This window comes from Rhizobium sp. P38BS-XIX (assembly GCF_012641435.1).
Taxonomy (GTDB): domain Bacteria; phylum Pseudomonadota; class Alphaproteobacteria; order Rhizobiales; family Rhizobiaceae; genus Rhizobium.
This window is the reverse complement of the sequence record NZ_JABAIJ010000003.1, coordinates 500,088-514,131: the sequence shown is the minus strand read 5'-3', so window position 1 is coordinate 514,131 and position 14,044 is coordinate 500,088. Positions and strand designations below refer to the sequence as shown.

Below are 14,044 nucleotides of genomic sequence, written 5' to 3'. Positions count from 1 at the left end.
CTGGCATTTCTGTTTGATTTTAATAATCAACAAGCGATTTTTTTAATTCGCCGTTAACCACGATTTCCAAAATATGCATTCCTACTCAAGTAAGGTTCGAATAATTCCGCCAGATAAACTTCAGTAATGCATTTGATACTGTCTCGGGGTGATCGACCGCCTTCTGCAGCATTGCCAGAATCAAGAACATATGATTATCTCCTTATATTCGTATGTTTTTAATAACCTGGTGAGGGGAAGTGCGAATGCTGAGAGTACTGCGCGGCGCCATTTTTTTCGGTGCTGCTATGATCATAGCGACACCGCCCTCCATGGCAGCCGTTGCAACCGGCAATATGACCGTTCGCATTACGATCCAGGCACAATGCCTGGTTCAAAGCGCCAGCGATCTTGACTTCGGCACCACGGGCATCATCACCGCAAATATCGACCAGACCAGTACCATCGGCGTGCAATGCACGGCGGGGCAAACATACAATGTCGGCTTGAGCGCGGGTGCTGGCACCGGCGCCACAACAACCACCCGCCTCATGACTGGGCCGGCGGCGGCAACGGTGAGCTACGGCCTCTATCGCGATACCAATCGGACGCAGACATGGGGCGTCACGATCGGCACCGACACCTTGGCTGGAACTGGCAACGGTACTGTGCAGAACATAACGGTCTATGGCCGCGTTCCACCGCAGTCGACACCGGCTGCCGGTGTCTACACCGACACAGTGGCGATCACCGTCACCTACTGACAATCGATAGGTCCAGGAGGCTGCTATGCAACGCAGGTTGCCACGCATTGCTGCGACTATACTTTTGCTTTTAAGTCCCTATGGCGCAAACGCTGCATCCCTACGTGTGGCACCGACCAGTCTTGATCTCGTTGCCCCATCCGGCACGGCCGTTCTCAACCTTGGCAATGACGGCGACCACCCCATCAATGTTCAGGTGCGCGTGTTCAAGTGGAGCCAGACCGGCGGAACGGAACGGCTTGAGCCGACCAGAGACGTCGTCGCCAGTCCCCCTTCGGCCAAGATGAACCCGAATGGCCAATATGTCGTCAGGGTGGTGCGTACGAGCAAGGCTCCCGTCAAGGCGGAGGAGACCTATCGCGTGATCGTTGACGAATTGCCGGACGCGTCGCGTTCGCGCGCGGGAACGGTCACGCTCATCATGCGTCACTCCATTCCGATCTTTTTCAAGAAAGCGGATGTCACGCCTGCTGATGTCGCATGGAATATCAGCAGGCAGGGCAACAGCTTGCTTCTGACCGGAAAGAACAATGGCGGCAGCCGTTTCCGGCTTTCGAACGTCACACTAGTACAGGGAGCTACGAAGATTGGTGGTCGCAACGGCCTGGTCGGATACGTCTTGAGTGGCGCAACGATGCAATGGCCGATCACGACCGCAAAATCCCTCTCCGGCGGTGCGGTTACTTTGCAGGGCCAGAGCGATCTTGGGCCATTTAATGCGAACATCGCCGTTACCAAGCGTTAGGACCGGCACCGTTGTTATAAGCATCCTTCTCTCGGTTTCGGTGCTGCGTGCTCAGGAAGTCCCCAATCTGCCGGCAGCCGTTGCTACCGCCGACCAGCCTGTTGGCACGCGCGACATTTATCTTGAGGTATTCATCAACAATGTCTCAATGAAGATGATCGGCAATTTCAAGCAGCGCCCGAATGGCTCGCTTGCGGCAACGGCGGAGGAACTGCGCGAAGTCGGGATAAAGCCGCCTTCGGATGCAGGTGACGCACAGCTGATTGAGCTGAGTGCCCTTGCGGACCTTTCTTACCAAGTCGATGAAGAGACTCAGCGAATCTATGTTCAGACGACAGACAAGGGCCGCGCGCCACGGGTCATCAATGTCCGGCAACAGGAGGAGAACAAGATCCCAACACCGCAGTCCGGTTATGGTGCGGTGCTCAACTATTCGCTTTATGCCAGCTCCAACAGCCTGTTCAAAGACGACACAAATCTGTTTCAGGGGATTTCCGGTTCCTTCGATGCACGCATATTCAGCCCCTACGGCACGCTCAGCCAATCCTTCATAGCCGGATATTCGAATGGAAGCCTCGACGGGCTGACCCGCCTCAACACGACGTGGAGCTATTCCGATCCGAAGAATCTGGTTACCTACCGCGCCGGAGACCTTACGACCGGCGGCTTGTCATGGACGCGACCCGTCTATTTCGGCGGGATACAGTTCCAACGTAACTTCACGCTGCGCTCCGACCTCGTGACCGAGCCGCTTCCTGCTTTTGCCGGAACGGCCGCGGTCCCCTCTACCCTTGAGATCTACACACAGAATGTCAGGACCTATTCCAGCGATGTTCCGGCCGGGCCGTTCGAAGTCACCAACCTGCCCGTCTTTTCCGGAGCCGGGCAGGCGACTGTCGTCCTGCGCGACAGCCTTGGACGGGAGACCACACAGACACTGCCCTTCTATTCCTCCAACCTCCTGCTACGGCGCGGTCTTCTGGATTTCTCAGCCGAGCTCGGTGTTCCTCGGCGCAACTTCGGAACGGAATCGAACGACTATGACGATCGCATCATGGGTGTCGCGACTGCTCGCTACGGCCTGACCGACTGGCTTACATTGGAGGGACATTTTGAGGGCGGCGCGGATCTCCTGAATGGCGGCGGTGGCGCGGCCTTCCCGCTTGGCTCCTGGGGTGTCGCTTCCGTTGCCGGCGCGGCAAGCAAAAGCGGCGACCGCTCCGGCGCCCTTTTTAACGCCTCAGTCGAAATGAGCCACGATAGATGGGCGATTTATGCGCGCATGCAGCGCGCCTTTGCCGACTATGATGACATTGCTTCCGTTACGGCCAAACCGACCAGCAACGGCACCGGGGAATTCACGATCTTCAGCGCCGGCGTGCCGCGCGCGCTCGACCAGGTGACGGTCAGCGTGCCAGCGCCGCTGGATCTCTCCAGTCTCAACCTCTCCTACACGAGGCTCGAAGCTTCCGATGGTACGAAAAGCAACATCGCCAGCGTCTCCTACAGCCAGACATTCAAGCATGCGACGCTTTATGCCACGGCCTTCACCGATCTCGACCACCGTAAGAATTTCGGGATTTTCGCCGGGCTCTCTATTCCATTCGGGGGTAACGTCAGCGCCAACACAGGCATTGAAAGCGGCCCGAACGGGCTCAATGTCGTCGCAGACGTCTCCAAGTCGCTACAGCAGGAAGATGGTAGCTTCGGCTGGCGGTTGCGCACATCGGAAGGCAAGGACGCAAACAGGGAAGCGGCCGTCAGCTATCGTGCGCCATTTGCTCAAGTCGAAGCCGGCGTTCAGCAACAGGGTGGAGACGCCCGCGCTACGGCTCGCATCGATGGAGCCATCGCAGTTGCCGGCGGTGGCGTCTTTGCCACCAATCGCATCGACGATGCCTTCGCCGTCGTGGATGTGGGCGCGCCGGATGTCGAAGTCCAGCAACAGAACAGACCGATCGGCAAGACCGGTCAAAGCGGTCGCATCCTTGTGCCGAATCTCAATTCCTATGAACCGAATACCGTCTCCATTGATCCCAAAAACCTGCCGGTCGATGCCGACGTGCCAGCGACAAGAGAAGTCGTCGTCCCTGCGGATCGCAGCGGCGTCGTCGTCAAGTTTGGCGTCGCGGAGGCGCCTCAGGCAGCTCTGGTGACGCTCTCTGACAAGAATGGCACGGTGCTCCGCGCTGGCTTGAGCGGCAAGCTACAGGGGTCAGACGAGGAATTCGTCATCGGCTACGACGGGCAGGCCTATATTCGCGGTCTGCATCAGCAAAACTCGGTCGAAGTGTCCCTGGAGGACGGGACGAAATGTCATGCCGAATTTGGATACAAACCTCGCCGGGGAGAGCAGGTCGTGATCGATAATGTCCGGTGTTTTTAAGAGGGAGCTGAAAACATGCTTCGTTCATTTACCTTTTTGTTGGTCTTTCTGCTGCCCTCCCTTGCTTTTGCGCAGTCGTGCAGTTTCAGCATGACCAACATGAACTTTAATGCCGTCGACACTTTGTCCAACAACCCGGTCAATACGACCGCGACGTTAAGCGTAACCTGTACCGCGGGATTGCTGGATCTTGGCAAACGTCTGCTGATCTGCCCGAATATCGGCGCCGGCACCGGCGGCGCATCGTCGGCAACAGCGCGGCAGATGCTGAACGGAACCAAACCATTGAACTATCAACTCTATTCCGACTCCGGCATGAGCGTTGTCTGGGGATCGAACACATGGGCCTATCCATCCCGAGCACCGGCCTATGCTTTGACCATGGCTTTGCTTGGCGGCGGCAATCTCGTCGGAGCCTCAGGCAGTCTCACCATGTATGGCTCTGTTCTCGGCTTCCAACCCACAGCGGCAACGGGAGCATTTACGTCGAGTTTTGCGGCCTCAGACACTACATTCCTTTATGGGTACAGCAGCGCCACCACCTGCGCCACTCCGTCAGGCACCTCGGGCTCGGCCCCTTTCAGCGTCAGTGCAAGCGTGGCGGCGAATTGCCTGATCAACATTCAGAATATCGATTTTGGAACACGAGGCGTTTTGACCACGAACACTAATGCGACGGGGTCAGTCACGGCAACCTGCACGCCGAATACGAGCTACACGATCTCGCTAGGCGGCGGCACGGCAAACGCCGCGCCAACAGCGCGAAAGATGTTTAAAGGGACCGAAAGCATCACTTATGGTCTATACAAGGATCTAAACCACCTGCAGCCATGGGGAGATGCGAGTACCCCTGGTAGCACGGTGGCTGGGACAGGCACTGGATTACCCCAAGTGCTGACGGTCTACGGACAGGTGAAACCTCAAACCACACCATCCCCGGGCGTGTACACGGATACCGTGGTCGTCACGCTCACATATTGACACGATCCAGGGTTGGCGTGCTTGATTGTCTTACCCGATACGCAACGAAATGGGGACACAGCATGATCGTGGGTGACTACCGCGTTTTCGCAGTTGAAAGTACGGTTGCCGACGTGATTGAAAGCCCTTCACAATTGGCTTTGGGTTCGTTTGTCATCCATGTTGGTGGACGATCGTTCGGACTTAGTCAACCGGACGCCACAATGCTTGGATGCTCATTCTATGAAGTCCAAAATAGGTTGCAGCGGCGGGGAACACATCTGCTTCCACTTCTCAATGAAGTTGTAGCGACTGAAGATGGAGCCTTCGTTTACGAGGAATGTCTAGAACACCCTCGGCGCTATAACGGCAAGTTCATCACCGACTGACGAGATCAGAGAATTTAGGCCATGGTATTTAATGTGCCACAAGGCCATTTTTCGGCATTCGGCGTCATGGTTGATCCGATGGCCACATAGTCGCCGCCAGCCGTCATGTGAAAGGGCAATCCTTTCGGCCATCAATAAATCTACAGCTGATATCGTGCGAATTTGCTTTATCAGCTCCGGCCAAGATACTTTCTCTTGAAAGAGCCTATCGACCAGAGCTTTGGTGACGCCTTGCATTTTTGGGTCGCCTATCAGTTCAAAACCAGCCGAAATGCTTCAACCGAGCCTAGTTTCCGACAAAAGCGGAAGGCACGTAGTGCGCGCGCACGGAATAATGCGGCTGGCCGACAACGTGGGAAATCACCAGAGCGTAAACAAGGATGGACCCCACGACGATAGCAATACCGTTAAATGGAATTCTGATTTTGGACGATGAGGCTGTCGCGTCGGTATCGGCCAGGTTCGCGTTTGGCCGGGGTCTATGTTTGGCATCCTGCACAAAAGGAAGCTGCAACTCCCTTTCGATACGTCCCTCCGGATCCATGTGCCTTGCATGCAGCTTAGCGGGCCTAAATTGAATAACTTCGCCCATTTTTCTTGCGGTCCCTTTACCGCTGGCGGCTATTGGCCATTTTGTGGGTTGGTATCGGTATAGTCTATCCGAATGACGACCTTCTCGGGTCGTTCCTCTCCGTGAGGAACAATCACGGTGACCGTGCAGCGATTCTCGCGCGGCCTCACCGAAAGCAGCCATCCTTTGGTTTTCGACAGAACCTCATCGGCCGCATCCGAGCAATCCTGGATTTTAGCGTGGACATGGGCAATCTGCTCCTGACCGGCAAATGCGGAGCCCGCAAGCAATAGTCCAACGGCGACTGTTGATATCCTTATCATCGGCGCAGTATACCCTAACCAAAGCTTAAACGCGACCTTGGGTGGCCAGAATGCCGGCCTATTTGCGTCATATTTTCATAGGGTGTGGCGGTGTCGCACGCTGTTTGCAGCACATAACCCGATGCACTGGATACCGCACGTAAACGTCGGTTTCCGCGGCCTCGAACGAATTGAAGATCAGACGACGATGCTTACTCTGGAGACGTCACGACTTGTTTTGAGGCCCTGGCAAGATAGGGACCGCGCGCCCTTTGCCGTCATCAATACCGATGAGCAAGTGAGGAGATATTATTATCCGAGCGTGCTGACAGCCATGGAAACGGATGAAATGATCGATGAGATCAACGAACAACTGGCGCGGGAGCCGTTTGGTTTTCTGGCGATCGAACGGAAGAGCGACGGCGCGTTGATCGGCGGCGGCGGCCTATCACGCCCAGGCCCGGAGGTTCCCGGTAATTTCCCCCTGGAGATCGGCTGGATTTTGGGGCGCGACTATTGGCGGCAGGGCTACGCCACCGAAGTCAGCCACCGCTGGCTTGAGTTCGCGTGGCGTAATTTGGAAGCCGAATGTGTGATCGGTTACACTTCAAGCATCAACGTCCCCTCGCGGTGCGCCATGGAAAAGATCGGGATGCGTCGGGTGGAGGACGGCGATTTTGACGACACGACCGTACCGGTGGGAAATGCGCTGAGGCCGCACGTGCTTTATCGCATCGACAACCCGATGCGATAGCCACAGGTCGCGTCAATGGCTCGCTGCGATCACAAAGGTTCGTCTTGCGTCGTCGATACTTTCACGCAACAACGCTGCCATGAGTATACCGACCGTTCATTCCTTCGCCTTCGATCCAACCTATGGCATGCATCTGCAGGAGTTGCAGGCCATTGCCGTGCCGGAAGCGCCTGCGGGTTTCGATGATTTCTGGCATGGGCGCTACCAGCGCGCCATTGCTGTCGACCCGCAGCCGCGGCTTCGCCACAGCAAATTGCGGCATGACAATTGGCATGTTTTCGGCATCAGCTACATCACGACGGATGCGCTGCAGATTAACGGCTGGCTGCTCATTCCCCGTGAGGGGCAGGTCCGCAGAGGTCTGGTCGTGGGACATGGTTATGGCGGGCGAGATCAACCGGATTTTGATTTGCCTCTCGAGGAAACGGCAATTCTGTTTCCTTGCTTTCGCGGGCTCTCTTTGAGCGCCTGCCCGGCAATACCACCGGATGCGCCCGGCCATGTGCTTTGTGGGATCGAGCATCGCGACAGCTATGTGATCGGCGGTTGCGTCGAGGACCTTTGGCTTGGTGTTTCCGCGCTCGAAACCCTCTACCCCTGGGTTGCCGGCCAGATTGGCTATAGCGGCATAAGCTTCGGCGGCGGCATCGGCGCTTTGGCTATCCCCTTCGATTCACGCATCGATCGCGGCCATTTGGTCGTCCCGACCTTCGGAGACCGTCAGCGATGGCTCACGTTGCCGACCGTCGGCAGCGCTCAATCCGTGCAGATGTATCAGGAGACGCACGGCAGCGTCCTCGAAACCCTGCGCTTTTTCGACGCCGCGATCGCCGCAAGCCGTATCGACGTGCCGATGCTGATCGCACCGGCCTTGTTCGATCCCGCCGTCGCTCCTCCTTGCCAGTTTGCCGTCGCAAATGCGACGCAGAAATTTAATGAAACCTTCATCCTCGACGCCGGTCATTTCGAATACGATGGGATGGATCAGCAGAATGCAATTCTGCGTGACAAGGTAGGGCAATTCTTCAAGGCATCATGAACCGCGAATACTTGCGTTGGTACAGCCCGCGGCTGGAGCGAGAAATGGAGTTGCTGGTGTTCGGCCATGCCGGCGCCAAGGTCTTGATGTTTCCAACGCGAGACGGCCGCTTCTGGCAATACGAGCAGATCGGGATCGTCGGTAGCCTTGCGGAAAAACTGAATGCCGGCCAGCTGCAACTCTACTGTATCGAAGGACTTGCCGGCGAAACATTCTACGGATGGGGTCGACATCCATCAGAGCGTATTCGCCGTCATAGAGCGTTCGAAGAATATATTCTGAATGAAGTCCTGCCGCTGATGGCGCAGAAAAACGGGCATGAATGCACCATAGTTCAGGGCTGCAGTCTGGGCGCGTTTCAAGCCGCCAGCCTTGCGTTTCGCCACCCTCACCTCTTTCGCAAGTTGGTCGCGTTTTCAGGCCGGTACGATCTGACGATGCGGGTCGAGGCGTTCAGCGACCTGTTTGACGGCTATTACGACGATGAGATTTACTTTCACACGCCAACGCACTTTTTACCGGGCCTCGCCTGCGAATGGCAGCTGGAAAAGCTGCGGCAGCTTGAGATCGTCCTAACGATCGGCGACGCCGATCCCTTTTTAGACAACAACCATTATCTGAGCCGGCTACTAGCCGACAAGCAAATCAATCACCGCCTGCATGTGTGGGATGGCCGCGCCCACAAGGCCGGCGCGTGCTCTACATCTGAGCGCCATCCTGTTCTTTCGAAACCCGTCTGTTTAAACGAGACCGAGCGGGATCGGCTTGATGGTCTTGTGCGCACCGTAATCGCGCTCATGCGAGCGACGATGCTGCTGTTCGTGGCTTGCGGAAAAGTCGATCAGCATGCGTTCCACCATGCCGTCGGGATAGGTTCCGGTGTCATCCGTCTCGACTTCCGACTGCGCAGTCACGATCTTCAAATTCATCTCTAGTCCTCCGGCTTGGCACGGAAACCCTTGATTCCATGGTTTGTTCCATTAGTATCCGGACAATTGTTAAAAAATTAACTACGTCCGTTAATCAATTCGGTCAGTGCCGCATCGAACTTGAACGAGCAAGCGGATTGGAACATTGTTTCAATCCTGGCGTTCAATCTCCAACAAGATTGGGGGGCTTGATGTATCGATCCAAATCGCCATCGGCATGCGGTCTACCGCTCGCTGCCATCCTCACTCCCCTCGCCTCCGACATGATGCGGCGCCACGCCGCTTTGGGAATTGCGTTCTAAGCCAGCATGCCTTCGATCAACCGCCGTCCGATCGACGGCCAGACTGGAGCAGATCATGGCCATCGTCATCACCTCAATCATTCTGGCGCTGATCGGCTTGGCGTTGGGCGGCGGCGGAGCCTGGCTTGTTTGGCTTGGCGGAAGTCCGTTCTATGTGCTTGCCGGCCTCGCCTTCCTGTTAACTGCAATCCTTCTCGTCATGCGCAAGCCTGCCGCCTTATGGCTTTACGCGCTGTTTGTGCTGGCTGCTCTCGCTTGGGCGATATGGGAGGTGGGCTTCGACTGGTGGCAGCTCGGGCCGCGTGGCGGGCTGATTATCATTATCGGGCTCTGGCTGCTGACGCCATGGATCAGACGGCCGCTCGGCTTTCGCAGCCTGGACGGTGTTCACTATGGCGCCAATCCCTGGCCCCTCGGCCTCGCAGTCCTCATCGGAGTTTTGGCGGCCGTCTATTCGATGACGACCGACCCTCACGATCTCGCGGGCGACCTGCCGACCACGGCGATAGCCAATGCGCCGATGGGCGGCAACGTTCCAGAGGGCGAATGGCACCAATACGGCCGAACCTCCTACGGCCAGCGCTATTCGCCCCTCGATCAGATCAACCCGCAAAATGTCGGCAATCTCAAAGAGGTCTGGCGCTATCAGACCGGTGACGTCAAGCGTCCGGACGATATCGGCGAAACCACCTATCAGGTCACGCCGCTGAAGGTAGGCGACACGCTATTTCTCTGCACACCGCATAGTCTGGCGATTGCTATCGGCGCGAAAGACGGCAAGGAAAAATGGCGTTACGACGCCAACGCCGGCATGAACCCCAACCGCCAGCATCAGACCTGCCGCGGCGTGTCCTATTACCACGACAACGCCGCTGCGGCAGGAGCTCCATGCGCCGACCGCGTCTACCTGCCGACATCGGATGCGCGCCTGATCGCGCTTGATGCAGGCAGCGGCAAGGTCTGCCCAACCTTTGCCGACCAGGGCACCCTGCACCTCGAAACGGGGATGAAATACAATCCCGCCGGCTATTATTACTCCACATCACCACCCGTCATCGTCGCCGACAAGATCATTATCGGCGGAGCCGTGAACGACAATTATTCGACCCAGGAACAATCCGGCGTGATCCGCGCTTTCGATGCGCGAACAGGAGCGCTGCTCTGGAACTGGGATTCCGGCAATCCCGACCAAACCGCGCCCATACCCGTTGGCCAGACCTACACCACCAATTCGCCGAACAGCTGGTCCGTCTCCAGCGCCGACCAAACTTTGGGGATGGTCTACGTTCCTCTCGGTAACCAGACACCCGATCAGCTTGGAATGGGGCGCGATGCCAATGTCGAGCGGTTTTCCGCCTCCGTTGTGGCGCTGGATATCAACACCGGCCAGCTGAAATGGGTCCAGCAGTTCGTCCATCACGATCTCTGGGATATGGATGTTCCGGCTCAGCCCGTGCTCTTCGATCTCACCAAAGCAGACGGAAGCGTCGTACCCGCCCTGGTCGCCTCGACCAAGCAAGGCGACGTTTACGTTCTCGATCGCCGTACCGGCGCTCCGATCATTCCCTTCAAGGAAATTCCGGCACCGGGAGGCACCATTCCGGAGGATCATGCATCTCCGACGCAGCCCATATCGGATCTGACGTTCTCGCCGCCGCCATTGCAGGAAAAGGACATGTGGGGCGTTTCGCTGTTCGATCAGCTCGCGTGCCGCATCTCTTTCCATCTTCATCAATATGAAGGCCGCTATACACCCCCATCGCTGCGTGGCTCCATCATCTATCCCGGTAATTTCGGCACATTCAATTGGGGCAGCGTTGCCGTCGATCCCGAACGCCAAATCATGTTCGGAATGCCGACCTATCTTGCGTTTACCTCACGGCTCGTACCTCGCGCCGAAATCCCGCCAAAGGGTGAGGGCGACAAAGGGAGCGAGCAAGGCCTGAACCGCAACGAAGGCTCGCCGTACGGCGTCTATATGGGGCCATTCCTCGGACCGCTCGGCGTTCCCTGCCAGGCGCCGCCGTGGGGTTACGTCACCGGCGTAGACCTCAAGACCGGAAAGATCGCCTACAAGCACAAAAACGGCACTGTCTACGACATGACGCCGCTGCCATTGCCCTTCAAAGTCGGCGTCCCCGGTATCGGCGGTCCGATCGTCACCAAAGGCGGGGTTGCGTTCCTGGCTGCCGCCGTGGACGATTATCTACGCGCCTATGACGTGACGACGGGCAAGCAGCTTTGGCAGGCACGTCTGCCCGCCGGGGGCCAGGCGACGCCGATGACCTACACCGCCAGCGACAACAAGCAGTATGTGGTGACGGTTGCCGGCGGCCATGGCTCCATCGGCACCAAACCCGGTGATTATGTGATCGGCTACACGTTGCCGTAACCAGCAACAGGCGGGACGTGCGAAGCCTAGCTCTTGCGAGTTTCGAAATTTGCTGGAGGTTCCCATCCGAAGACGCTCCGACCGCCATACGAGAAAGATTGGTCGAACTCGCCGGCAACGATCTCCTTGAGATCCGGTCCGGTGACGTATCGCTCCAGGATGCGTGATTGATCGTCCAGTCGCTTCAAGGCCGCGAGTTCCTCATCCCGGCCAAGGCGGCCTTTCCTGACGGCTGATTTCATGACGCTGATGGTCTCGTCATAGACTTTCAGCGGCACCGGAAAGGGATGACGATCCTTACCACCGTGGGCCAGCGAGAAGCGCGCCGGATCGGAAAAACGGCACGGCGTACCATGAACCACCTCTGCGACCATCGCCAACGCTTTTACGGTTCGCGCGCCAACGCCCGGAGTTAAAAGCAGATCTTCGAAATCCACCGGACCACGATCGGCAGCGGCCGCCAGGTTTCCGTGCAGACGGCGCATGTTGACATCCTCCTGGCGCACGTCATGATGAGCCGGCATGATGAGATGCGGCAACATGGGCTGTGCATCCAACTTGCTGGTTGCTGGGGGATGTCCTTCCAGCGCATTGAATTCGCGAATAATTCTGTCCGGCCCGAGCGAACCCAAGAGATCTAGCTGCCGGCTGCGGGAACGTTCGGCGCGCCGATCGGCAAGGTTGATGATCTCCCCTTGATCGCGCCCTTCTATGGCCGCGTGCGGCGAGTCCAGAAAGCTGGTCAAGCCCTCGGACAGCCAATGATATCGCCTGGCCTGACGCCGATCGCCGTTCATGCCCTGCTGGATCACAACCCATTTGCCATCATCGGCCACGATGAAACCATGCAGATAAAGATCAAACCCATCCTGGACAGCCGCGCTGTCCACCTTTGCGATCAGGCGACTGGTGCTGCCAAGCGATGCGCCGTCTATCCCGACCCGATCGCCGATCAAAAGCAGCTCTTCCGGTGTCTTGCGGGAATGCGAGCCTCGACCGCCGCAGACATGAATGCCGAGCTCACCGGAAAGCGGCGTCAGACCACGCTTCAAGGCTCCGAGCACGCTGGTGGTAATGCCGGAGGAATGCCAATCCATGCCCATCACGGCGCCGAACGACTGGAACCAGAAGGGATTTGCCAGGCGGCGGAACAGCTCATCGCGTCCATAATGTTGAACGATCGCCTCGGTGATCACCGCGCCCAATCGTGTCATGCGCTCGCCAAGCCACCGCGGCACGCGGCCGCCATGCAAAGGAAGATCAGCTTTACCGGTTCTCTGCGCCAAACAGGTCACTCTCGCTTATGAGGAATCCCATTGTAATGCGCAGCGCTTCATTACGCCAACTCATTCGGAACAGACAGCCGAACGGCTATCAAGAGCCGTTGCGCAACAGATAAGAGCGCATCGCCGCGATCCCTTCCTCTATATTCGCGCGACCGAAACCGATGCGGAATCGATCGAGTGGAGTGGGATTAAGGTCCGAATGGTAGAGACTCGCCGGCAATAGAAGCACACCGGACCGTTCGACGAGATTGCGCGCGAAAGCTTCAACGCCGTCCTTACCCTTGTAGCGCGGGTAGCAGACACAACCGCCATCAGGCGTATACCAATCGAAAAGATGGTCGAATTCCGCAAACAGCGTCTTCAGCTTTTCAAGATTGGAAGCAACCAACCGGTTGTTGCGATCAAGAATCCTGTCGGCATTGAGCAGCGCAATCTTTGCCAGGCTTTCGCCCGGCCCCGTATTGCAGATGGAGAGATAATGCTTCATCCGCTCCATCTTGGAAATAAGGTGATGATCGCGGCAAGCGATCCATCCGATGCGCAGGCCGGGCAGTCCGTAAGCTTTGGACATGACCCCGAGCGAAAGGCCGCGCTCGTAGAGGTCGGCCGCGGCAGGCAGGACCGGCTTCTTGTCGACCGTCAAGCCGCGATAGACTTCATCGCTGAAAAGCCAGATGCCATGCCGTCGGCAAAGATCCACCAACGCTTGAAACCGTTCCGCCTCAAGCACCTTGCCCGTCGGATTGTGTGGAAAATTGATCGAGATCAGCTTGGTGTTCGGGCGGATCGCCTTGCTGACAGCATCGATATCGAGCGACCAACCATCGTCAGGATCGAGCGCGACCGCGGACACATCGCAGATGCTGAGCGGAATGGTTTCGGAAGATTGATAGTTGGGCGTGACGACGATCGCGTGGTCACCCTTGTCGAGAAGCGCATGCATGGCGATATAGATCCCCTCCTCCGCACCGGCAAAGCACAGGATCTCAGGTTGCTTCATCTGGGTATAGAGGCCGGCGATGATATCGCGTAACTCGGGATCTCCGAAAGTTTCCGTGTAGCCAAGCCAGAGATTGTCATGAGCATTTCGCTGCTCGGGCGTTGCCATGGCAAGCAGCTCGGCCATCGTCATGCTCTGCGCGTCCGATGCCGTCATGTGATAGCGCGCAGTGAACTCCCATTTTGAAAAATAGGTTTCGAGCTTGAAATCTGGCAGGACCGGCATGGCACACTTCTCCAAAGGGGC

General features: G+C 57.3%; 11 protein-coding genes and 1 pseudogene. 9 read left to right on the top strand and 3 right to left on the bottom strand.

Annotated elements, in window-relative coordinates:
- The first annotated feature begins 245 nt into the window (after positions 1–245).
- From HGP17_RS14405 to HGP17_RS14385, 5 genes are all read left to right on the top strand, one after another.
- Complete coding sequence (locus HGP17_RS14405) at positions 246–743, top strand: spore coat U domain-containing protein (protein ID WP_168810010.1); 498 nt, start codon at positions 246–248, stop codon at positions 741–743.
- A gap of 25 nt (positions 744–768) precedes the next feature.
- Positions 769–1,488 (top strand): molecular chaperone, encoded by a 720-nt coding sequence (locus HGP17_RS14400; protein WP_168810008.1) that lies wholly within the window; start codon positions 769–771, stop codon positions 1,486–1,488.
- Positions 1,460–3,874 carry a fimbria/pilus outer membrane usher protein gene (locus HGP17_RS14395; RefSeq protein ID WP_168810006.1) on the top strand — a complete coding sequence of 805 codons (2,415 nt, stop codon included), beginning with the start codon at positions 1,460–1,462 and terminating at the stop codon, positions 3,872–3,874. Before HGP17_RS14400 ends, HGP17_RS14395 begins: the two co-directional genes overlap by 29 nt.
- Positions 3,875–3,889: 15 nt before the next feature.
- Positions 3,890–4,855, top strand: a complete 966-nt coding sequence (locus tag HGP17_RS14390) for a spore coat protein U domain-containing protein (RefSeq protein ID WP_168810004.1) — start codon at positions 3,890–3,892, stop codon at positions 4,853–4,855.
- Between the two features lie 62 nt (positions 4,856–4,917).
- Positions 4,918–5,223 (top strand): Imm42 family immunity protein, encoded by a 306-nt coding sequence (locus HGP17_RS14385; protein ID WP_168810002.1) that lies wholly within the window; start codon positions 4,918–4,920, stop codon positions 5,221–5,223.
- A 286-nt stretch (positions 5,224–5,509) separates the two neighbouring features.
- On the opposite strand, the gene HGP17_RS14380 is transcribed toward HGP17_RS14385, so the two are convergent.
- Positions 5,510–5,815, bottom strand: a complete 306-nt coding sequence (locus tag HGP17_RS14380) for a hypothetical protein (RefSeq protein WP_168810000.1) — start codon at positions 5,813–5,815, stop codon at positions 5,510–5,512.
- Positions 5,816–6,238: 423 nt separating this feature from the next.
- Between HGP17_RS14380 and HGP17_RS14375 the strand changes: the two genes are divergently transcribed.
- From HGP17_RS14375 to HGP17_RS14360, 4 genes and pseudogenes are all read left to right on the top strand, one after another.
- Positions 6,239–6,850 (top strand): GNAT family N-acetyltransferase, encoded by a 612-nt coding sequence (locus tag HGP17_RS14375; RefSeq protein WP_246704087.1) that lies wholly within the window; start codon positions 6,239–6,241, stop codon positions 6,848–6,850.
- A 79-nt stretch (positions 6,851–6,929) separates the two neighbouring features.
- Positions 6,930–7,889 (top strand): acetylxylan esterase, encoded by a 960-nt coding sequence (locus tag HGP17_RS14370; RefSeq protein ID WP_168809998.1) that lies wholly within the window; start codon positions 6,930–6,932, stop codon positions 7,887–7,889.
- Positions 7,886–8,584, top strand: a pseudogene (locus tag HGP17_RS14365) (alpha/beta hydrolase-fold protein); the annotation flags it as partial. The gene HGP17_RS14370 and the pseudogene HGP17_RS14365, both read left to right, overlap by 4 nt.
- Positions 8,585–9,175: 591 nt before the next feature.
- Positions 9,176–11,512 carry a glucose/quinate/shikimate family membrane-bound PQQ-dependent dehydrogenase gene (locus tag HGP17_RS14360; protein ID WP_168809996.1) on the top strand — a complete coding sequence of 779 codons (2,337 nt, stop codon included), beginning with the start codon at positions 9,176–9,178 and terminating at the stop codon, positions 11,510–11,512.
- A 26-nt stretch (positions 11,513–11,538) separates the two neighbouring features.
- Here the strand turns inward: HGP17_RS14360 and HGP17_RS14355 are convergent, their stop codons facing one another.
- The gene (locus HGP17_RS14355; protein WP_168809994.1) at positions 11,539–12,798 is read right to left on the bottom strand and encodes a DUF763 domain-containing protein; all 1,260 of its coding nucleotides are present in this window, start codon (positions 12,796–12,798) and stop codon (positions 11,539–11,541) included.
- An 88-nt stretch (positions 12,799–12,886) separates the two neighbouring features.
- A complete protein-coding gene (locus HGP17_RS14350; protein ID WP_168809992.1) occupies positions 12,887–14,023 on the bottom strand; it encodes an aminotransferase class I/II-fold pyridoxal phosphate-dependent enzyme in 1,137 nt (378 codons plus the stop codon).
- Positions 14,024–14,044: the final 21 nt, after the last annotated feature.